The organism is Clostridium thermosuccinogenes (assembly GCF_002896855.1).
Lineage (GTDB): Bacteria > Bacillota > Clostridia > Acetivibrionales > DSM-5807 > Pseudoclostridium > Pseudoclostridium thermosuccinogenes.
In genome coordinates, this window is record NZ_CP021850.1 from 2,075,935 (window position 1) to 2,095,115 (window position 19,181).

General features: G+C 40.0%; 18 protein-coding genes and 1 tRNA gene. 6 read left to right on the forward strand and 13 right to left on the reverse strand.

What is annotated here, in order from left to right; translation table 11 throughout:
- Positions 1–209: 209 nt before the first annotated feature.
- Positions 210–608, forward strand: coding sequence for a BlaI/MecI/CopY family transcriptional regulator (locus CDO33_RS09140; RefSeq protein WP_161496472.1), 399 nt, complete (start codon positions 210–212; stop codon positions 606–608).
- A complete protein-coding gene (locus tag CDO33_RS09145) occupies positions 601–3,075 on the forward strand; it encodes a M56 family metallopeptidase (RefSeq protein ID WP_103081093.1) in 2,475 nt (824 codons plus the stop codon). The genes CDO33_RS09140 and CDO33_RS09145 overlap by 8 nt, the downstream gene beginning before the upstream one ends.
- A gap of 38 nt (positions 3,076–3,113) precedes the next feature.
- Here CDO33_RS09145 and CDO33_RS09150 read toward each other — a convergent pair whose 3' ends face one another.
- Together CDO33_RS09150 and CDO33_RS20800 are read right to left on the reverse strand one after the other, a co-directional pair.
- Positions 3,114–4,232: an anaerobic sulfatase maturase gene (locus CDO33_RS09150; protein WP_103081094.1), complete on the reverse strand. Its 1,119-nt coding sequence runs from the start codon at positions 4,230–4,232 to the stop codon at positions 3,114–3,116.
- 2 nt (positions 4,233–4,234) lie between these two features.
- Positions 4,235–4,387: a hypothetical protein gene (locus CDO33_RS20800; RefSeq protein ID WP_161496473.1), complete on the reverse strand. Its 153-nt coding sequence runs from the start codon at positions 4,385–4,387 to the stop codon at positions 4,235–4,237.
- A 113-nt stretch (positions 4,388–4,500) separates the two neighbouring features.
- Here CDO33_RS20800 and CDO33_RS09155 point away from each other — a divergent pair, with 113 nt between their 5' ends.
- A complete protein-coding gene (locus CDO33_RS09155; RefSeq protein WP_103081095.1) occupies positions 4,501–4,704 on the forward strand; it encodes a DUF896 domain-containing protein in 204 nt (67 codons plus the stop codon).
- A 209-nt stretch (positions 4,705–4,913) separates the two neighbouring features.
- Here CDO33_RS09155 and CDO33_RS09160 read toward each other — a convergent pair whose 3' ends face one another.
- The 4 genes from CDO33_RS09160 to CDO33_RS09175 all read right to left on the reverse strand — a co-directional run bounded on the left by CDO33_RS09160 (position 4,914) and on the right by CDO33_RS09175 (position 9,968).
- Positions 4,914–6,377 carry a nicotinate phosphoribosyltransferase gene (locus tag CDO33_RS09160; protein ID WP_103081096.1) on the reverse strand — a complete coding sequence of 488 codons (1,464 nt, stop codon included), beginning with the start codon at positions 6,375–6,377 and terminating at the stop codon, positions 4,914–4,916.
- A gap of 62 nt (positions 6,378–6,439) precedes the next feature.
- Positions 6,440–7,762: a homocysteine S-methyltransferase family protein gene (locus CDO33_RS09165; protein ID WP_242973878.1), complete on the reverse strand. Its 1,323-nt coding sequence runs from the start codon at positions 7,760–7,762 to the stop codon at positions 6,440–6,442.
- Between the two features lie 387 nt (positions 7,763–8,149).
- Positions 8,150–8,800 carry a response regulator gene (locus tag CDO33_RS09170; RefSeq protein WP_103081098.1) on the reverse strand — a complete coding sequence of 217 codons (651 nt, stop codon included), beginning with the start codon at positions 8,798–8,800 and terminating at the stop codon, positions 8,150–8,152.
- Positions 8,787–9,968 carry a sensor histidine kinase gene (locus tag CDO33_RS09175; protein ID WP_103081099.1) on the reverse strand — a complete coding sequence of 394 codons (1,182 nt, stop codon included), beginning with the start codon at positions 9,966–9,968 and terminating at the stop codon, positions 8,787–8,789. Before CDO33_RS09175 ends, CDO33_RS09170 begins: the two co-directional genes overlap by 14 nt.
- Before the next feature lie 294 nt (positions 9,969–10,262).
- On the opposite strand from CDO33_RS09175, the gene CDO33_RS09180 reads away from it, so the two are divergent.
- A tRNA-Lys gene (locus CDO33_RS09180) sits at positions 10,263–10,338 on the forward strand.
- A 122-nt stretch (positions 10,339–10,460) separates the two neighbouring features.
- Here the strand turns inward: CDO33_RS09180 and CDO33_RS09185 are convergent.
- The gene (locus CDO33_RS09185; RefSeq protein ID WP_103081100.1) at positions 10,461–10,661 is read right to left on the reverse strand and encodes a hypothetical protein; all 201 of its coding nucleotides are present in this window, start codon (positions 10,659–10,661) and stop codon (positions 10,461–10,463) included.
- A 496-nt stretch (positions 10,662–11,157) separates the two neighbouring features.
- Here CDO33_RS09185 and CDO33_RS09190 point away from each other — a divergent pair, with 496 nt between their 5' ends.
- Positions 11,158–12,081, forward strand: coding sequence for a S41 family peptidase (locus CDO33_RS09190; RefSeq protein WP_161496474.1), 924 nt, complete (start codon positions 11,158–11,160; stop codon positions 12,079–12,081).
- Positions 12,082–12,902: 821 nt separating this feature from the next.
- Here the strand turns inward: CDO33_RS09190 and tnpA are convergent.
- The 5 genes from tnpA to CDO33_RS09225 all read right to left on the reverse strand — a co-directional run bounded on the left by tnpA (position 12,903) and on the right by CDO33_RS09225 (position 17,966).
- On the reverse strand, positions 12,903–13,358 hold the full coding sequence (tnpA, locus tag CDO33_RS09205) for an IS200/IS605 family transposase (RefSeq protein WP_103083351.1): 456 nt from the start codon (positions 13,356–13,358) through the stop codon (positions 12,903–12,905).
- Positions 13,359–13,586: 228 nt separating this feature from the next.
- Positions 13,587–14,675, reverse strand: coding sequence for a Gfo/Idh/MocA family protein (locus CDO33_RS09210; protein WP_103082910.1), 1,089 nt, complete (start codon positions 14,673–14,675; stop codon positions 13,587–13,589).
- Positions 14,676–14,740: 65 nt separating this feature from the next.
- Complete coding sequence (locus tag CDO33_RS09215) at positions 14,741–15,460, reverse strand: ThuA domain-containing protein (protein WP_103082909.1); 720 nt, start codon at positions 15,458–15,460, stop codon at positions 14,741–14,743.
- An 82-nt stretch (positions 15,461–15,542) separates the two neighbouring features.
- Positions 15,543–16,550: a LacI family DNA-binding transcriptional regulator gene (locus tag CDO33_RS09220; RefSeq protein ID WP_103082908.1), complete on the reverse strand. Its 1,008-nt coding sequence runs from the start codon at positions 16,548–16,550 to the stop codon at positions 15,543–15,545.
- A 123-nt stretch (positions 16,551–16,673) separates the two neighbouring features.
- The gene (locus tag CDO33_RS09225; protein WP_242973967.1) at positions 16,674–17,966 is read right to left on the reverse strand and encodes a CapA family protein; all 1,293 of its coding nucleotides are present in this window, start codon (positions 17,964–17,966) and stop codon (positions 16,674–16,676) included.
- A 265-nt stretch (positions 17,967–18,231) separates the two neighbouring features.
- Between CDO33_RS09225 and CDO33_RS20805 the strand changes: the two genes are divergently transcribed.
- A complete protein-coding gene (locus tag CDO33_RS20805) occupies positions 18,232–18,486 on the forward strand; it encodes a hypothetical protein (RefSeq protein WP_161496695.1) in 255 nt (84 codons plus the stop codon).
- A gap of 34 nt (positions 18,487–18,520) precedes the next feature.
- On the opposite strand, the gene thpR is transcribed toward CDO33_RS20805, so the two are convergent.
- Positions 18,521–19,072 carry an RNA 2',3'-cyclic phosphodiesterase gene (thpR, locus tag CDO33_RS09230; protein ID WP_103082907.1) on the reverse strand — a complete coding sequence of 184 codons (552 nt, stop codon included), beginning with the start codon at positions 19,070–19,072 and terminating at the stop codon, positions 18,521–18,523.
- Between the last annotated feature and the right edge of the window lie 109 nt (positions 19,073–19,181).

Genomic DNA, 19,181 nt, shown 5'->3' on the forward strand with positions numbered 1-19,181 from the left:
TTGTATTTGTTCCTATATATGTTACTCATATATTATACAACATGTCTTAAAAGCATTCCATTGCAAAAAATACTTTTTCTTGTTCAAATATTGCTTTTTTCTATTTTTATCAGTATTCTTGGCCAAATCAGAAAAAATATTTTCATTGACAATGATCTCATACAGTTGTATGATAATAATATCAAATACAAATGTATGAGGTTTGTGCAATGAAAGGAAAAGAGTATCAAATTTCGCAAGCGGAATGGCAGGTAATGAAAGTCTTATGGGAATGCCCCGGCCTTACGGCTGCCCAGATTTCGAGTAAAGTATCAAAGGAAAACAACTGGAGCGACGGCACCACCCGCACATATTTGCGCCGCCTTATCGACAAGGGTGTTCTTAGGTATGAGCAGGACAAAAAGGACAGCAGGATATATTACTATTTCCCTGTTATAAGCGAACAGGAAGCTTTGGAGCAGGAAAGCAGGAGCTTTTTAAGCAGGATTGTTAAAGGAAGAGCCGGTATAGTGCTGGCTTCCCTGGTTAAAAACTCCGATCTCACAGGAGAAGAAATAAAGGAATTGGAAGAGATATTGCGGCAAAGGAGAAGGGACAAAAATGAATGATATTTTTATGAACCTGCTTGTCGCCAGCGTGCATGCCTCGATAACGGCTGCAGCAGTCATCCTTATTAAAAGAATATTTGCTTCAAAATTAAATGTTCGCATAGGATATCTTTTGTGGGGGCTGGTGCTTTTAAGGTTTCTTTTCCCTGTGCTTCCCGAAAGCCGCCTAAGCATTTTCAATGCTTTAAATCTGGAATTTATTGATGCTGCATTCCTGTCCGACGATCCTTTAACTAATGATTATATCGAAAAATCAAAGTTTGAAGCTGATGCTTCGGGGCATGGGCAGAGCCGGGCCCCAAATGGGTATTTGACCGACGAAAAAAGCAGTGTGACCGGTGATGAAAACAGTGCTTCGGTGCAAAATAGTAAACCGGCAGCTTTTGTGCCTTCGGCAAAGGCCTTTCCAGGAGCAATGGTCTCTATTATCCCATATATATGGGCTTCAGGAGCAGTTCTGGTTATTTTTTATCTAATCCTTACCAATGCTCTTTTTTCCATCCGTTTAAAGAAAATGAAGCAAGCTGTTCTTCCTGAATACTTGGTTGAGCGGCTTAAAGCAGCAACCGGAACACCCCGCCGCAGCATCAGGTTTGTTGAAAGTGAAGATATGGAATCTCCATGCGTATATGGAATATTTAGGAGCACTATAATATTACCTGCAGGGGTTTTGGATGGCAAAGATGAAAAGACCTTGTCCCACATACTGCTGCATGAGTTGGCTCATATAAAGCACGGAGACCTGGCCGTATGCTGGATCGCATCGGTTATTTGCGCCCTCCACTGGTTTAATCCGGTTGTATGGTATGTCTTAAAGCAAATAGAGCACGACCAGGACCTTTGGGCGGATGCTTACACCATGTCCCTCCTTAATGAACATGAAATTGAGGCATATGGCAAGACCCTTCTATCCATGGCGGTTAAAGGAGGAAGGAAGCATCTGGCACCTGTTACGGCAGGGATCACCGAGGATAAAAAAACTCTCAAGAAAAGAATTGTCAATATTGCTGCTTTCAGCAAGAAGAAGTACCGGGTTACGCTCGCTGGTGTGCTGCTTTTGATGGCTGCAGGAGTTATGCTATGCACATCAAGGGTAAATTATCCAGGGACCGACGAAGAACGTATTAGATTTGTTGATAACATCTTATTGAGTCTAAATGCAAAGGATTCCAATGATGCTGAAAGCTTCGAGCTTCGAATTGAAAATAGAAATAGGACTGATCTTCGCAACTGTAAGCTGGAAGTCCTGTCAAACGCCAATACGCCGGATGAACGGATGATTTTTAGCAAAGATGATTTTCGGATTCCAGGGCGTGATTCAGTTAAATTTGATTTTGAGGACGTAAATTACGCCGACGCATATGTAAGATTTAGCTGCAATATAGGATTTTCTTCCGGTGATAAGGATAGAATAAACTGCGAAGGGGATTTCAGAGCATTTGAAAAAACTTTAACCAATGATTCATGGAGTGCCGCAACAGATGAAGAAGTGAGCAGATTCATAAAGGAGAACGGCATAAATGTCATAGGAGTGAGCAGAATATATGGCATTTGTACTATAATCCTGTTTGAGAATGAGGGTTCATCCGGATATTATGAGTTGTACAAGGATAACAGGTCCGGGGAACTTAGGAGCAGGAAAATAATCGGATACACTTTTGAACAGGATAAACCTCCGATTCAGATGATGGGCGGCACCGCCAGTGGCAACTATCCTTTTGTAAACTTTAGAATAAACTCTCCTGCCCTTCTGGCAGTCGGCGATAAAATTGAAGTACAAACAACCAAGGGTACCATTTCCCTCCGCATGGACGGCAAAAAAGGCCATACTGTGAAAACGAGAGGCTACGGAAGCATATACAGGATACTTGTCTATGATAAAACCGGTAAGATGATTTACGATGGTAAGAGATCGTTATTGGAGGATGTAAGCTTTAGACCGGATGATCCGTCATATTTGAACATTATGCATGAAAAGAACTATAAAATAATTGACCAGACTCCGGTCATCCAGGAGATCAATTTCACTAAAGCCATGTTTCCCCAAAAATATATCGTGGCTTATAAAAGCGATGATATGGACTGGAAAATACCTGTCCTTACCTACGGAGATACAACCGTATACCTTAAGTCCATAGTGGAATCCAATGAGTCTCCGGACTACCTTTATGCCCTTTTCTATTTCGTCCATGATACCAAAGGGAAGGACTCCGGCAAAATTTTAAGCAGCACCAGGGTAATTAGGGAGGATGACGGAGAATACGCGTACACAAGCGATGCAAATCCCAGGCGGGATGTGATTTTGTCTGCCACAGGGTTAAAGGTAAAAAATGCTGTCTCTTTAAGGAGCCATGGGCCGGGCGACCAGATAGCCATTTATCTGGACCGGGCAATGGTGGAAAAATCCAATGGGGAATTCTCTGTCATTCTGGAGGGGCTGAATCAGATAAGCTATGCATCAAAATAACTGCAGCCCCTCTATTCCCCCTTTATCTTTTTTGACTTCTATCTTCTCATAAGTATTGCAGCCACATGCTGCAATCTTTTAAAAGCATAATCAAAAAATTCCCGGTAGGATTCACAAAAATGATTGAGACCGGGTTTTCCGTCAACAAAGGGCTCCCTGCATCTTCTGCACCCGCCCCTGCAAAGGCTGGCCCATCTGCATTGCTTACACCTGGTATCTACATGCCTGGAAACTTCCTCAAAGTTCCTTCCGGTGTTGCAGTGCTTCAGATCATAAAATCCCATATCTCTGATATTGCCGAGATGCCAGTCATCTGTCACATAAAAATCACAGGGATACACTCCGCCGTCAGCTTCAATGACAAACTGACTCCTGCACTGCCCCGCCATGTCGCATGCTTCAGGATAGTATCCCATCAACATCATAACCAGATTGTCAAAATAGCGTATGCTTATCCTCTCTCCCTTAATTATGTCTTCATACCACAGATCGAAGGATGTTTTCAAAAAGCTGGTGTAGGATTCGGGAGTAAGAGAAAACTCACGGCTTCCATGGGGTTCTCCCAAGGGATCAAGGCATGGTATGAACTGAAGAAATTTAAAATTGTTTTTCTTAAAGAATCTGTATATTTTTCCTATATGCCTTGCGGTGTTGTTGTTTACTACGCAAAGAATATTATATTCAACACCGTATTTATTAAAGAGGCCGATGGTATTCATCACTTCTTTGAATGAGCCTTCACCTGTGGAATCAATTCTGTTCAGGTCGTGTATGTCTTTGGGTCCGTCCAGGGATATTCCGGTAAGAAACTTGTTATCGGCAAGGAAGCGGGCCCAATCATCATTCATAAGAACGCCGTTGGTCTGTATGGCATTATTGATTCTGACCTTTTTTGTATTGTATTTTTCCTCGAACTCCATCAGCTTTTTATAAAAGTCAAGACCTGCTACAGTCGGCTCTCCCCCCTGAAATGCAAGAGTACAGGAACCGCTGGAAAACTCCAGGGCTTTTTTCACTATCAATTCCAGCAGTTCAGTGCTCATTATTCCATAAGACCGAGTTTCTCTATTTTCAGCCAAGGAATGGTAAAAGCAATATTTGCATCGAAGATTGCAATTGCTGGAAGCTGGTTTTATCAAAATGCTTAAAGGCGGCATAGTTATTCCTCTCCATAAAAATATGAAAATCCTTTTGCATAAAATAATATTATACCCATAACCCCTGTTGCTGCAAGGGCCATAATCTGGTGAAGCTTGTCTTTGGCAGGGAGTATGTAAATTATTATTGCTTTTGCTGCGGATTTATGTATCATGGCATAACCTCCGGCAAATTGCAAGATTTAAACCTCCCAGGCATCGTTTTCATTTGTAATCTTGAATTTCCTGTGTTTTAGCTTATAATATTTTAGGAAAGGATGTGTTTTTATTGGATCGGAAGAAAATACTCAGAATCAATGAACTGGCGAAAAAAGCAAAAAATGAGGGACTTACCCCTGAGGAAAAAAAGGAACAAGAGATTTTAAGAAGAGAATATATAGAAGCCTTTAAATCCAACTTAAGAGCTAGTCTTGAGAATATCGTGCCGGCGAAGCCACATCTCAGGAATTCCGGAATGGATAGGAAAAATTAGGACTTTTAAAACAAAAAAGATGGTAGTTTAAAAACTGCCATCTTAACATATCAAAATAAATCACATATCGAAAGCATATTTCATATCGAAAAAATGGAAACGTCTGTTTAATTTTAGGTATGAAGAAGGGATTAATTACTGTACATTTAACTCCCAACGCCTGAAATATAAGGCAAATCACAACATATATGCACTTAAGGGTATAAAGCTTATCTAAAGGTGTTTTCCTTAAGCATGCGGTGCTTTAAATCCCAAAGAGGCTGTGACAGGTCAACATAATAGCTGTGAGGATTTTCGAACCTAAGCACTTCATCCCATAGAGTGTCTATCTGTTGCTTGCAGTATTCTTTAATCTCTTTTAATTCAGGACTTTTGTATATGCATTTGCCTTTTTCAAAGATTTTAACCCGGAGCTTTTTCGCATAAAAGTCTTTGACAATTTTTCTTTTCCATGTATGCTCAGGATCAAAAATCTCGTAAGGTTGGCTGTCATCTATGGTCTCATCATGCAGTGTTATGACATCGGCTATAGCTTTCCCGCTGCTTCGGCTAAAAAGCCTGTAGACTTCCTTGAATCCGGGATTGGTTATCTTGCCGACATTTTCACTCACCTTAATCTTAGGAATGATCTGACCGTTTTCCTCGATTGCAGCCAGCTTGTATACACCACCAAAAACCGGTTCCGATCTGGAGGTTATGAGCCTTTCTCCCACACCGAACTGGTCTATCTTGGCACCCTGCATCAGTATATCCCGGATTATATACTCATCCAGGGAATTGGAAGCAACAATGGCGCAATCGGAAAATCCTGCTTCATCCAGCATTTTTCTGGCTTCCTTGGACAGATAGGTTACGTCTCCGCTGTCAATCCTTATCCCCTTTGGTCTGAAACCCCTTGGAAGCACTTCTTCATTAAATACCCTTATAGCGTTGGGAACACCAGACTTAAGAACATTGTAGGTATCCACCAGAAGGACGCAGTTGTCAGGATATACCCGGGCATATGCCTTAAATGCCTCATACTCGTTGGGGAACATCTGAACCCAGCTGTGAGCCATCGTTCCCAGAGCGGGTACTCCAAATTCCCTGTCCGCCAGCGTGCATGCCGTTCCGCTGCATCCGCCTATATAAGCTGCTCTCGCCCCAAGGATGGCGCTATCATGTCCCTGTGCCCTTCTGGAGCCGAATTCCATGACCGGTCTTCCCTGGGCTGCTCTTACTATCCGGTTTGCTTTAGTGGCTATAAGGCTTTGATGGTTTATTGTAAGCAAAATCATGGTTTCTACAAACTGGGACTGTATAGCCGGACCTCTTACCGTCAATATGGGCTCACCGGGAAATATAGGCGTTCCTTCCGGCATGGCCCAGACGTCACATACGAACTTGAAGTTTCTTAAATACTCGAGGAATTTTTCACTGAAAATTTTTTTGCTTCTCAAGTATTCTATATCCTGCTCATCAAATTTAAGTTCATTCAAATACTCAATAATCTGCTCAAGGCCGGCCATTATGGCAAAGCCGCCGTTATCCGGCACCTTTCTGAAAAACATATCAAAATATGAAATCTTATCGCCTATTCCATTTTCCAGATATCCATTAGCCATGGTGATTTCATAAAAATCCGTCAGCATCGTCAAATTCAATTTTTCACCGCGATAACTGTATTCTGTCATGTACTAATCCATCTCCTGTTATATATAAAAAGTTAGCATTATTTGCCTCGCCGGCAACCTAATCAGCCCAAAATACCACGATCCAGGACCGTGCTTCCATATTTTCCGGCTGTTTTCAGCAGTTCCTCAATATTATCTTTTCCTGTATCGGGAATTATGACACCGGCTTTGCCTTTATAAAGACGGAGGGCATAATCCAGCGCTTTTGCATTGCAGGTTTCCAATATAAAGGGTTCCCTGACATAGCTCTGAAGGGTGTTGGCCACCTGCGCCAAAAGCTTTTCGTCTCCTTCAGCACCATCGATATTTATGTACACAGCGGTGTAACCATCGCAGGAAAGATCCATTGCCCTGTCGGCAACAGCATCCATATCAGCATTTTTCAGCTCTTCCAGCAAACCAGTATCCTTTCTGGCATCAATGAATCCAATGTCCGCAGGCTCAAGGCCGTCCACCGATAGCGTTTTTACCCCGGATGATATCACTTTTTCAGCCCTGTCTTGAATCTCAGGGACTTCAATGCCGTCAATCCTTTCTCTCAAGGCTTTGATGAAGTCCGGAGTAGTGCCGCAGCAGCCGCCTATAAGCCGCACGCCTGATTTCACATATTCTTCGGCCAGGGAAGAAAATCTCTCCGGTGTTTCTTTATATACCACATTGCCGTCTACTGTTTCAGGCAAGCCTGCATTGGGTTTTACCGCAAGGGGTATACCTCCTGCCTTAGACATTGCTTTGACTATATCCAGCAGATGCTCAGGCCCAAGGGAACAATTAGTTCCTATCATATCTGCCCCCAGGGATTTTAAAACAACTGCTGCAGTATATGGGTCGGTGCCCATCAATGTCCTTCCATTGGCTTCAAAGGCAACAGAGCATATAACAGGCAGATCCGTCTCTTCCTTCGCTGCCAGGAGGGCCGCTCTCAATTCGGCTATATCGGTAAAGGTCTCGAAATTGATCAAATCGACACCGCCGTCAGCTACTGCTCTTACCTGTTCCTTAAACAAATCATAAGCTTTTTCAAAGGTTAATTCTCCTGAAGGCTCAAAAAGCTTACCAATAGGACCGATGGATGCTGCGACAAATCCATCCTTTCCCATAACCTCGCGGGCAAGCCTCGCCCCTTCATAGTTTAACTCATAGGTTTTATCCGCCAGGGAATACTGCTCAAGTTTCAGACGGTTTCCTTGGAATGTATTGGTCTGTATTACATCGGACCCGGCTTCTTTATACATACTGTATATTTTTTTTACCACGTCACTGTGCTCTATATTCCATAGCTCCGGGCACTCTCCTCCGCTCATGCCGAATTTTTGCAGCATAGTGCCCTTTGACCCGTCATAAATAAGTACCTTTTTACCTGCAAGCGTCAGAAAATCCTTCAAATCCATCATCTCCCCGTAAAAAATCCATATCTCCAATCAACTTTTTTTGAACTGTTAAGTATTTAATCAATCGATTCAGACCGATTTAGAGCATGTTCCTCTAGCATTTATTGAATTTTGCAGCGCTCCTATTATATAAACAGCATGCTGCAAGCCCCGTATCGCTTTTACCCTTTATTGAGTTTTTGCAACTTACTTTTATTATATCGCTTTGCGCATTGTGTGTAAAAATCCTCACAATACAAAAAAACTTCTACCCCTACTATAAAATAAAGGAGAAGTGTAATTATATTAATATTATATTTAAAAGAAAGAAGTGTCAATACAGGTTATTTTTGCATACGGAGGACTTCGGTAAAGGAAAAGTATATGATAAAGCTGGTCCCATCAGCTTTTTATATTATGTTTGAAGGCATATATGGCAGCCTGGGTTCTATCTGCCACCTTTAGCTTTTTAAATATGTTGGACACATGGTTTTTTACAGTTTTCTCGCTTATGTAAAGATGCTTTGCTATCTCCTTGTTTATCATGCCTTCCGCTATAAGCTCCAGGACCTCTTTCTCCCTTGAAGTAAGATTGTTTTCTTCGCATTTTTCTTTTTCATTCAGGGTGATTCTGTTAAATTCTTTTACCAGTTCTTTTGTCATGCTCGCCTGAATATATGATTGTCCGGCATAGACATTTCTAATTGCATCTATCAACACATCAGGCTCGGCATCTTTAAGGACATAACCTTCAGCACCCATCTGTATCGTTTTGAACAGGTATTCCCTATCTTCATGGACGGTTAAAACAATTATTTTAGATGGGTTCTTTTCCTGTTTTAATGTGTTAATAGCCTGCAGTCCGTTTATGCCCGGCATATTTATGTCCATCAAAATAACATCCGGCTTTAATTCCCTTGCAAGCTTTATTGCTTCATCTCCGTTTGAAGCCTGGGCTACAACAAAAATATCCTTTTCCAGCTCCAGGATTTGCTTTAACCCCTGTCTGATAATAGAATGGTCATCAGCTAACAAAACACTAATTTTGCTCATTCATATCCTCCTCCTTCTGAACTAAAGGTAATACTATATTTATCCGAGTACCGATGCCTGATCTTGAACTGATATGCATTTCACCCCCAAGGAGTTCGACCCTTTCTCTCATGCTTACAAGTCCAAATCCACCGTTTATGTCCTCGCCGTATTTTTTCAAACTATCCTGATCAAAACCTTTACCATCGTCATAAATGTTCAGTTTTAAACAATCTTCATAAAAATCAATATTTATTGCCGCATTTCTTGCTTGTGAGTGCTTTCTTATGTTGCTGACGGCTTCCTGTATTATTCTGAAAGTGGTAAGAGATATGATTGATTTTACATTCTCATTTTTTCCCCTAGCCTTGAAAACTACATTTATGCCTGTTTCATCCTCAAAGGTTGCGATATATCTTTGCAAAGTAGGTACTAAACCGAGATCGTCCAGGGACATTGGCCTTAAGTCATATATGATCCTTCTAACATCCCGGAGACTGCCTCTTACAACATCCTTCAGGCTTCTAAGCTCCTCCTTCGCCTTTTCGATATCCACGTCAATTAATTTTTCGCAGATTTCAGCTTTTAACACGACATTGGACATCGATTGAGCCGGGCCATCATGGATCTCCCTGGCTACTCTTTTTCTTTCTTCTTCCTGGGACTTTATTATCTTAAAACCAATATACTGCTTTTGTTTGATATCTTCAAGCTGTAAGCTTAACTCCTGAAGATCGCCTGTTAAATATCCGAGTACAGCGGCTACCTGAGTGATCAGCCTTTCTGCCTTTTCTACGGTCTTATAGGCTTCTTTTATTCTAACTTCCAGATAATTGCGTCTCTTGACCAGATATTGCTCCTGCTCGCGTTTCACAGCTAGCTCTATACGAAGATTATCGGCTTTTTCATAAGCCTGCTTGAGTTCTTCCTGTGAAAACTTATGAAAATTCTTGTTAACATACATTAACTTTCTTTTGCTTTCTTGCAATTCAATCTCTATTTCTGCCACCTTTTTTACAAGTTCCTTCACCTGCTCCTTAAGCTGACGCATTTCACTTTCCAGAGCTTTGCACTCATTTCTTGCACTTTCTGCGATGTCAAAGATTTCAGATTTGCTATTGTTTATTGCTTCTATAGTTCTTTTTATTATGCTGTCCAGCTTATTAAAGTCAAGTTTAGTATTGCTCACCAGTGTTTCCCCCACAATTTTTAATATAATTATGCGGTCATCTTTTGAAGTCAATATATATATTTATATCATTAATGAGTGAAAAAAGAAATGGAATATCTAATATTTTACTTTCTGTTGAAAGTATTACAGCAAGGGTACTACAGCATAATTAGACATATTCTATGTGTGGGCGACAATTCCTCTGTAATAATTTTCCATAGGATTACTATTTGAATTTTTCGACAAAAAAATATTATATAAATTGTTGACAAGTTCATCCTTTGCTCTTATAATAATAAAGTGTTCAAAAGCGCGCCATTAGCTCAGTTGGTAGAGCACCTGACTCTTAATCAGGGTGTCCCGGGTTCGAGTCCCTGATGGCGCACCAAAAAAGCCCTTTTAGACAAAAGGGCTTTTTTTATGATTTTACATTGCTTTATTATTAAATTTAAATTCCTTCAAAATTTATTATTTGCTAAATCATCATTTGGCAGCATTTATCCTATCCTATTAAAACTCGTCGTCTGAGTACAGATCTCCACCCTCCATTATCTGATCATATATATGCGCTATCTCATCATATACTTCGTAATTGGAATTTTCTTCATTGTTTAAAAATTCTTCCAAATCCGATATGTCAGTAATCTCCATAGGGTAATCGGTATCTTCCAAAAGTTCATTTATTTTCTCAAACATAGAATTAAGATCCATACTAACCCTCCTTAAAAACTTGTTTCAGTCATAATATTATGAGTAAACCCCAGGATATTATTCATATAAATTATAGCGCAGTTAAAATTCTCCTCTGTTTCTATAGTTGACAGATGCAAATTGATAAAGCAAGGAGGGACATCCCTTTCGCCTTTTAAAAACAATGGACTCAGATGCCAAAATATCATTTCTGTCATAAAAATTGCGGTAACAATTAGGACAACTTGTGGTAAAATTAGTTTGTTGACTTTATATATGAAAATACATGGAAATAAATATGAATGCGAAATAACGAAATTTCATTATGAGTTTTATGTCTTGGATTTATGGGAGATAGACATTAAATAAGCTGTGCATAATTGCAAAAGGTATTTCTTAGCGAAAATTTGAAGCATCAAAATGAATCCATATTTAGCAAGCAAAATACGCAGTGATCACATAAATATGATATGTGTAAGGAATATTAAAATATACCGATGGTATGGGAGATGACGCCATGAAAAAAACAGCCACTGTAGAAGAGCAGCTAAAAAAAATGAAGAAACGCTTCTTTATTTTGCTGACCTTTTTTATTCTCTTTCTGACTGTTGTGGGAATATACATATACCTGAATTATGATTACTTGGCTTTTAAGCACTTGATCTCCCAGAATTACATATATACCGACACCCTTGATGAAATCTTTAAAAAAGAGCTTAAGAGAGATGTCAATGGAAAATATTATTCCTATTTCGACAACCTCGTGATTTCTGTAGTGACGAAATATATTCAAAGCGCCAACAATGACAGATATACCTACCTGTATCTTCCCGAGAATTTAAAACAGGTAAAAGAAGAAGAAAAGGAAGAGGCATCTCAGTCTGAGATAAAGGAGCTTAATGATAAAACTGTATTGCTAAGATTGACCAACTTTTCGAAATATACTCAAGAATTCGTACTAGACAATACTGAAAAACTGGATGACTACCCTTATCTCATTTTGGATCTCAGGGACAATTATGGAGGAGATATAGACGCCATGGCGCGCATATCCGACGTGTTTCTGCCCAAGGGAAAGATAATTGCCACCGACCGTATGCGAATTTTCAACAGGATATACAAGGCAAAACACAAAGATATGTTGGAATATGAAAGAATCATAATACTTCAAAATGAAAATACCGCCAGCGCTTCGGAAAATATGATTGCTGCACTGAAGGACAACCTTGAGAATGTCACCCTTCTGGGTCAAACGACCTTCGGCAAAGGCATCGGCCAATTTACACTGCCATTAAGGAGAGGATATGCAGTAAAAGCAACCGTCCTTTTTTGGGATACGCCGAACAATATAAACATACAGGGCAAAGGCATATCTCCGGATATTTTTTATGATGGAGAGGATGCAGTTGATTATGCCCTTTCAATAATAGATGATATCTAAAGCAAACTAAAATCGAAGGGAAAATACATGATAGAATAAAATATGTATGTCTGGAACCATAGGACAATGGATGACTATTAACTTCATATTATTTTTTAAGTAATCATTTGGTATAAGATTTACAACTTGTCTCATTATGTAAATTTTAAAAAATTTCTGATATTTTGCATTTAGTTGACAAATTGTTGTTGACAATAATTACCACTGGTGATATTCTTTATTATGTATGGATCCAATCAAATAAATAAAACACTTGGAGGTGTTTTATGATTTATGATAGATAATGACCTATTGGTATGTACCACAAAGATTTTGATCCTGTTATCTAATCTTTTTAACTCCAATAAAATTGACTTTGAAGTTCTAAAAAGTAATTCTTGCAATAAACTAAAATTTCTTGAAAGCGGTCTCGATTGCATCGAGGATCTAAAGGATAGGGAACTTGCCCTGTCGGTTATAAATTCTTACAAGTCGATTTTTGCATCTAATGAAAAAGTATAAGCCCGGTATACGAGCAAGTTATATTAACAAGTAAAAGTTATGTAAAGCTGCAAATATCTACCTGTCCTAAGCGTTTCTCTGTCACCTGTTTTTCAGTTTTTTTGATGGCTTTTCGGGAAGGGAGGTATTAACCGGGGATATTCCATATTTATACAATATGTAAAAAGTTATAAATCATAACCACCCGTCCAACGGGTGGTTTGCTCTACCCCTATAAGGGGATGTTACCGGCCAGCGCCTAAAGACGCTGGCTTTCACTTTGTTCAAGCCACTATGCCCTTAACTCGTCGCCGCCCCTTAAGGGACGTTTGTACTACCAGCTACCCCTTGAAGGGGTCCTCATATTCTTTTACACTTAATTTATCTAACATAATGTCGTGTTTCTCTTGCTCTTGTATATATTTTCTAATTGTTGCTTCATTTAATCCTACTGTACTAACATAATATCCTTCTGCCCAAAAGTGACGATTTCCGAATTTATATTTAAGATTTGCGTGCTTGTCAAATATCATGAGTGCACTTTTCCCTTTCAAATATCCCATAAAACTTGATACACTTATTTTGGGAGGTATACTTACTAGCATATGTATATGATCTGGCATGAGATGTCCCTCTATTATTTCTACTCCCTTATAGCTGCATAGCTGTTTTATGATATCTCTTATACTTTCCCTGTATTGATTATAAATTATTTTTCGTCTATACTTAGGTGTAAAGACGATGTGATATTTGCACATCCATTTTGTGTGTGACATATCGTTGCTTTTGTTAGCCATGAAATCACCTTTCCTCTCGTTATGATAGTAGCCTGAACAACTCTATTATAACGGAAAGGTGATTTTTTGTATAACAATCGTTTCCGCACCCGCATAGCGGGTGGTTTTTTGTTTCGCATGGCTCATTTCTCTGCAGAGAAATTCGCTTCATGCTCAACAGGCTAAAGCCCATAAAAAAAAAGGCGAATTATAATTCGCCTTAAATCGTATTTAATTGCTGGATTTTAATTATTTATTGAAATAAACCGGCTTTCCAGTCTTTGCTGATTCATATATAGCTTCAAGAATTTCGGTAACTACCAGTGCCTGTTCCGGCTTGACTATGGGGTCTTTATCGTTGATTACCGCATCTATCCACTGTCTTGCTTCAAACAAGCTGGGATCTTCGGTCTTTCCGGCATAGAAAGCAACTCCACCTGCATCCAGCTTTGGTTTTGTGGTGTAAAGAGTGCTGAATTTTTCACCGTTAAGTCTGAGGCCGTCTCTCATGTCGGCTCCGCCTTCAGTTCCGCACAGTGTAGTTATTGCTTCGCCCTCTTCCAAAGTGTTCAGCGCCCAGCTGGACTCAAGGAAAATAGTAGCTCCGTTTTCCATGGTTATGAATCCGAAAGCTGAATCTTCTACGGTGAACTCCTTAGGATCCCATGGACCCCAAGCATTTGCAGAATTCTCTCTGTCTCCCAGCTTGCGGTATGTATTTCCTACTACATACTTGGGTTTGTAATTGTTCATAACCCACAAGGTTAAATCCAGAGCATGGGTTCCGATATCTATCAATGGACCTCCTCCCTGCTCTTCCTCATTGAGGAACACACCCCAGGTAGGAACCGCACGACGGCGTATTGCATGGGCCTTAGCAAAATATATTTCTCCCAGGCCGCCTTCATCGCATACTTTTTTCAGGTAGAGGGAATCGGGTCTGTAACGGTTTTGATAGCCTATGGTGAGTTTTTTACCTGTGCGTTTTGCTGCTTCAAGCATTGCTCTTGCTTCTGCAGAGGTCTTTGCCATGGGCTTTTCGCACATTACATGTTTTCCGGCCTCGAGGGCATCAATCGTTATGAAGGAATGCTCCCTGTTGGGCGTGCAAACATGAACAACCTCAATGCTCTCATCCTTCAAAAGTTCCTTATAGTCGGTATATACCTTTGCATCCGGTGTTCCAAAATCCTTTGCAGCCTTTTCAGCTCTTTCTTTGATAATATCACAGAAGGCAACCATCCTTACATTATCGAGCTGCTTCAGGCTTGGCATATGTTTTCCGTTGGCTATGCCACCACAGCCGATTATACCGACATTAACTATTCTTTGTGACATTTAAAAATCTCTCCTCTCATTTGATTTTATTTTTAAGTTATATTTCATTAAAAAACTTGATAACCTTATACCTTTTCCAAAGGCTCAACATTTGGACAAGTCAGTTCGGAAAGCATTTTTATAGGCCTTGCCCACTTTACTGCATTTTTGATTATTCTTAAGATATCCGGATTGTAGTATATTGGAAAGGACTCATGTCCAGGCTGGAAATAAAATACTTTACCATTTCCGCGGTGATAGCAGCAGCCGCTTCTGAACACTTCTCCACCTTTAAACCATCCGATGAATACCAGAGTGTCCGGTGCAGGTATATCAAACCTTTCACCATACATCTCTTCATGTTCGATATCAATATACTCGCCTATTCCTTCTGCAATCGGGTGAGATGGTTCAACTACCCATAGCCTTTCGTTTTCACCAATTTCACGCCATTTTAGAGTACAGCTGGTGCCCATCAGTCTAACAAAAGGCTTGGAGAGATGAGCTGAATGAAGAGCTATAAATCCCATTCCGCAAAGCACTCTTTTATGAATCTTTTCTACGATGTCATCCCTTACCTCATGGTGAGCTACATGTCCCCACCATATCAATACATCCGTATTGTTCAGCACTTCGTCGGTAAGTCCATGGTCTTCCTCATCCAGGGTAGCAGTCCTGACTTCCAGCTCCTGATCCTGTTTTAAGTAGTTTGCTATTGCGCCATGTATTCCTTCAGGATAAACCTCGGCAATTTTGCTGTCATGCTTTTCATGCCTGTATTCATTCCATACAGTAACTCTTATCATTAAAAACGCCTCCAGAAGTAATTATTTTAAGGATGCTGCCATAATTTTAAACATTGACAACAGCCTTATTTGCTAAAAAGATTCAATTATTCATTGAATGTCCGACAGTTGATTCCCTAACTATCAGTTCATGCTCCAGCACAATGTGCCGTGATTCCTTTATGCTGCCTTTTATCTGCTCCAGCAGGAGATTCATGGCAGTACATCCAATCTCGTACTTAGGCTGGGAGATAGTTGTGAGCATCGGGTCGCTCATGGATGCAAAGCTTATATTGTCAAACCCGACTACAGCAATATCTTTAGGAACACTCATGTTTTTTTCCTTTACTGCCCTCATGGCGCCGATTGCCATGACATCGGAAATGGCGAATATGGCAGTAACACCGCCTTCCAGATCCAATAACTGTCTTGCACACCGCATACCGCTCATGAAGCTGTAATCGCCATAAGTAATCAACCGGCTGTCGAAATCTATCCCTGAATCTTCCAGAGCCTTTCTGTAACCTGCTTCCCTTTGCTTTGTGGAAACAAAATTATTTCTACAGCTTATCAAGCCTATTCTCTTATGGCCCAAATCTATTAAATGCTTTACTGCATTATAACCTGCTGCATAATTGTCAATTGTGACATGGGAGACTCTAGCTCCTTCTTTATATTCACAGCACTGCACCGTAGGATAATTGATTCCTATCTCGGAAAGCTCTTCTTTTTTCAATTCCGGTGCTAAAAATATCACGCCATCGGAAAGCCTGTTTTTAAGAAGCTTAAGGTACAATTTTTCCTGGGATGCATCGGAATCGGTATTGCACAACATTATAAAATAATCGTTTTTCCGGGCAACATCCTCAATTCCCTTGACAACCCTCGAATAAAAGGGATTGGATATATTGGGCAGGAGAACCAATATCATTCTTGCTTCCATTCTTCTTAAGTTTCTTCCCAGGAGATTTGGCTGATAGTTTAGCTCTTTAATGGCTTTCAGAACGTTTTCCCGGGTTTTGGCAGAGACAGAGCTGCTGTTGTTTAGCACTCTGGATACGGTAGCTACTGAAACACCTGCCACTTTTGCCACATCCTGAATATTGGTCATCGATGCCTCCCAAAAAAGTTTTTATCCTAATGTAATGGATTACATTCCATATTATATATTGACAAGCAAATTTCTTCAATAGTATTTGGAAATTTATTTATAAAATATGCATTAAAATAACCATCAATTGATATCAAAAACCAATTTGTCATTTTCAATACGGCTTGGCGTATTGAGCTTTTCCGAAAGGCTCCTCTCCCTTTCAAGCATTATAAGGGCATCCTCTCCCTTTTGAGGTACAATGCGGGATTTATTGATTATTTTAAAGGGAGTGCCGGACAAAGCAGTCAGCTTGCGATTTTTTATTTCCATTTCGAAAATGAAGCTCTCCTGATTCAAAGGATTGTTCTGATCAAACAGGAAATTTCCAAGGCTGTAGAAAATGGGTTTGCCCTTATATATTTCCACTCCCTGGCACCTGTGGGTATGATGCCCTATAATCATATCCGCGCCGCTGTCTATGATCTCATGAGCAAGTCCGATTTGATTTTCTGTCGGTTCATAGCTATATTCAACTCCCCAGTGAAGTGAAACTATTAGAATATCAAAAATGTCTTTATATTTGGCTATATCCTCCATAATGTAATCTTTTTTTGTGGGAGCTACTCCTGACGAATCCTCCCCTGCAAGGAACCTAAGAGGCGGATTTCCCTTATACAGAACTTCCGCCATATCAGTATATGCCAGCATACCGATTTTTAGGCCTTTTTTTTCCAGGACAGCGGGCTTCCTCGCCTCTTCAAGATTTCTACCGGCTCCTGCATAAGCTATTCCGTTTTCATCAAGGATTTTCATTGTATCGAAAAGACCCTGCTCATAATAGTCCAGAATATGGTTGTTTGCCAGGCTGAGGATGTTGAAGCCAGCGTATTTTATGCCTTCAATTGCCTCCGGATCATTTTTTAACACATACTTTCCACCCTCATCTATGCCGGCGAGACCTTTGGTGCTGGCAGTTATAGGCTCTTCCAGATTACCGAATACGACATCATTTTGATTAAAAATGCCTACTACCTCTTCAAAGGGATAGATATACCTTTTTTCCTGCTTTTCAACCCATATCTTTACTCCCCTTCCCAGATTTATATCCCCTACTACCACGATTTTGAGGGGGTCTTCGAGAAAAGGCGCTTCGGAAGTACCAGCTTCAGCGGTATCAGATTCAGTAGTGCCAGTTCCAGAAGTATCAGTTTCAGCGGGTTCTTCACCCTCTTTGACAGGCTCTCCGGCTGCTCCCTCTTCATCTGCCGTTACCTCTGAAACCGAATCATCGCTTTGAAGAGGCTGAGTTTCCACTGCTGTTTCATAAGCCGGCTTGACGTCCATTGTAGAAAAAACGAAAAACAGAAATGCGGCAAGGCTTAAGGATACTATTGAAGTAACCACCATTATTGCTAAAAGAATTTTAAATTTCATCCTATACTCTCCTGTTTTTAAGAATTTATAAAAGCTTGTTAGTTTTATATAAATCTAGCTGTATGACTTTCATCAGCACAGATAGTGAATCCGAAATTTCTTATTATATTTCATATGCATAAGTTTATCTTTAAAATTTATCCAAATAAAAGCATGAAAAACATTTAAGTTTCCGATACACTATCCCATTCCCATTGGAACATCTTTTGTATCAATCTGATAAAGTGATTTGTCGCATAGATAGGAATGAAATCAGCAAATAAATGTGCCATGTTTCCTTTATGCTGCTTTTTATCTGCTCCAGCAGGAGATTTATCACCATACATCCAATCTCAAATTCGAGCTGGGAGACGTAGGGATTTATTCTTTTGGTTATGCCAACGAAGCACTTAACTTAAATCCTATAGGAGCGGCATCCATCTGTTTCAATCGGAGCTTCATCTTTTTTGGTCTTGTTCTTAGGTGTAAACAGGTTTCCAGGAATTCCGGCGACAATTCCCAGATCCTTAACAATATTTAATTACCTGTCTTAGATCAAATCAATTTTATGAGAACTATCCAAGAGCATATTCCCGGATAGGCGTATAAACCCGTTTCCTTCCTATTTGCTCACTTTTGAACAAACATACCTTTTCTACTGAAATTTCAGGAAAACTCATTTCTGCGGCAATCTTCATTACTTGTCTGAAATCCACCGTAAACAAAATATCCTGTGCTATTGTAATATGAGGAACATATGGCCTTTTCTCCTTTGAAAATCCGAGGGAATGCATCCCGTTTTCAATATCCTGCTGAAGCCTGTTAAGTTTGTCCAAATCGCCACCCAGGCCCAGCCAGAGGACTCTCAGATCGCTCTTTCCCTGGAACTTTCCGATTTCATTCACATTTAAGACAAACTGCTTGTTTTCTTGGCAGATGATCTTCAACCGGCCTCCTATCTCATCCACTTTCCCGTCATTTATTTCATCCAGGAATTTCAGTGTAAGATGAAAATTATCAATATATTTCCATCTTCCATAGGAAGCATAGGGCTTTAATCTATCCTGCAGACTGCTTATGGCAGCTTTCATTTCTTTGCTAAAATCAACACCAATAAATGCTCTCATTGTCATCAACATCCGAATTTTAATTTCTTGGCCCAAAACCGGGCCAGATACCTTAACAGCAAATAGCTTGTCCTGTATATTGCTTAAATTTTATAATAATTTCCTGAAA

Bases quoted from the DNA above. Each gene is read 5' to 3' on its own strand.
- CDO33_RS09140 (WP_161496472.1), top strand. From the start codon at position 210: ATGAAAGGAAAAGAGTATCAAATTTCGCAAGCGGAATGGCAGGTAATG.
- CDO33_RS20800 (WP_161496473.1), bottom strand. From the start codon at position 4,387: ATGATACATAAATCCGCAGCAAAAGCAATAATAATTTACATACTCCCT.
- CDO33_RS09190 (WP_161496474.1), top strand. From the start codon at position 11,158: ATGAAAAAAACAGCCACTGTAGAAGAGCAGCTAAAAAAAATGAAGAAA.
- tnpA (WP_103083351.1), bottom strand. From the start codon at position 13,358: ATGGCTAACAAAAGCAACGATATGTCACACACAAAATGGATGTGCAAA.
- CDO33_RS09160 (WP_103081096.1), bottom strand. From the start codon at position 6,377: ATGACAGAATACAGTTATCGCGGTGAAAAATTGAATTTGACGATGCTG.
- CDO33_RS09145 (WP_103081093.1), top strand. From the start codon at position 601: ATGAATGATATTTTTATGAACCTGCTTGTCGCCAGCGTGCATGCCTCG.
- CDO33_RS09150 (WP_103081094.1), bottom strand. From the start codon at position 4,232: ATGCCGCCTTTAAGCATTTTGATAAAACCAGCTTCCAGCAATTGCAAT.
- CDO33_RS09210 (WP_103082910.1), bottom strand. From the start codon at position 14,675: ATGTCACAAAGAATAGTTAATGTCGGTATAATCGGCTGTGGTGGCATA.
- CDO33_RS09215 (WP_103082909.1), bottom strand. From the start codon at position 15,460: ATGATAAGAGTTACTGTATGGAATGAATACAGGCATGAAAAGCATGAC.
- thpR (WP_103082907.1), bottom strand. From the start codon at position 19,072: ATGAGAGCATTTATTGGTGTTGATTTTAGCAAAGAAATGAAAGCTGCC.
- CDO33_RS09170 (WP_103081098.1), bottom strand. From the start codon at position 8,800: ATGAGCAAAATTAGTGTTTTGTTAGCTGATGACCATTCTATTATCAGA.
- CDO33_RS09185 (WP_103081100.1), bottom strand. From the start codon at position 10,661: ATGGATCTTAATTCTATGTTTGAGAAAATAAATGAACTTTTGGAAGAT.
- CDO33_RS09225 (WP_242973967.1), bottom strand. From the start codon at position 17,966: ATGAAATTTAAAATTCTTTTAGCAATAATGGTGGTTACTTCAATAGTA.
- CDO33_RS09220 (WP_103082908.1), bottom strand. From the start codon at position 16,550: ATGACCAATATTCAGGATGTGGCAAAAGTGGCAGGTGTTTCAGTAGCT.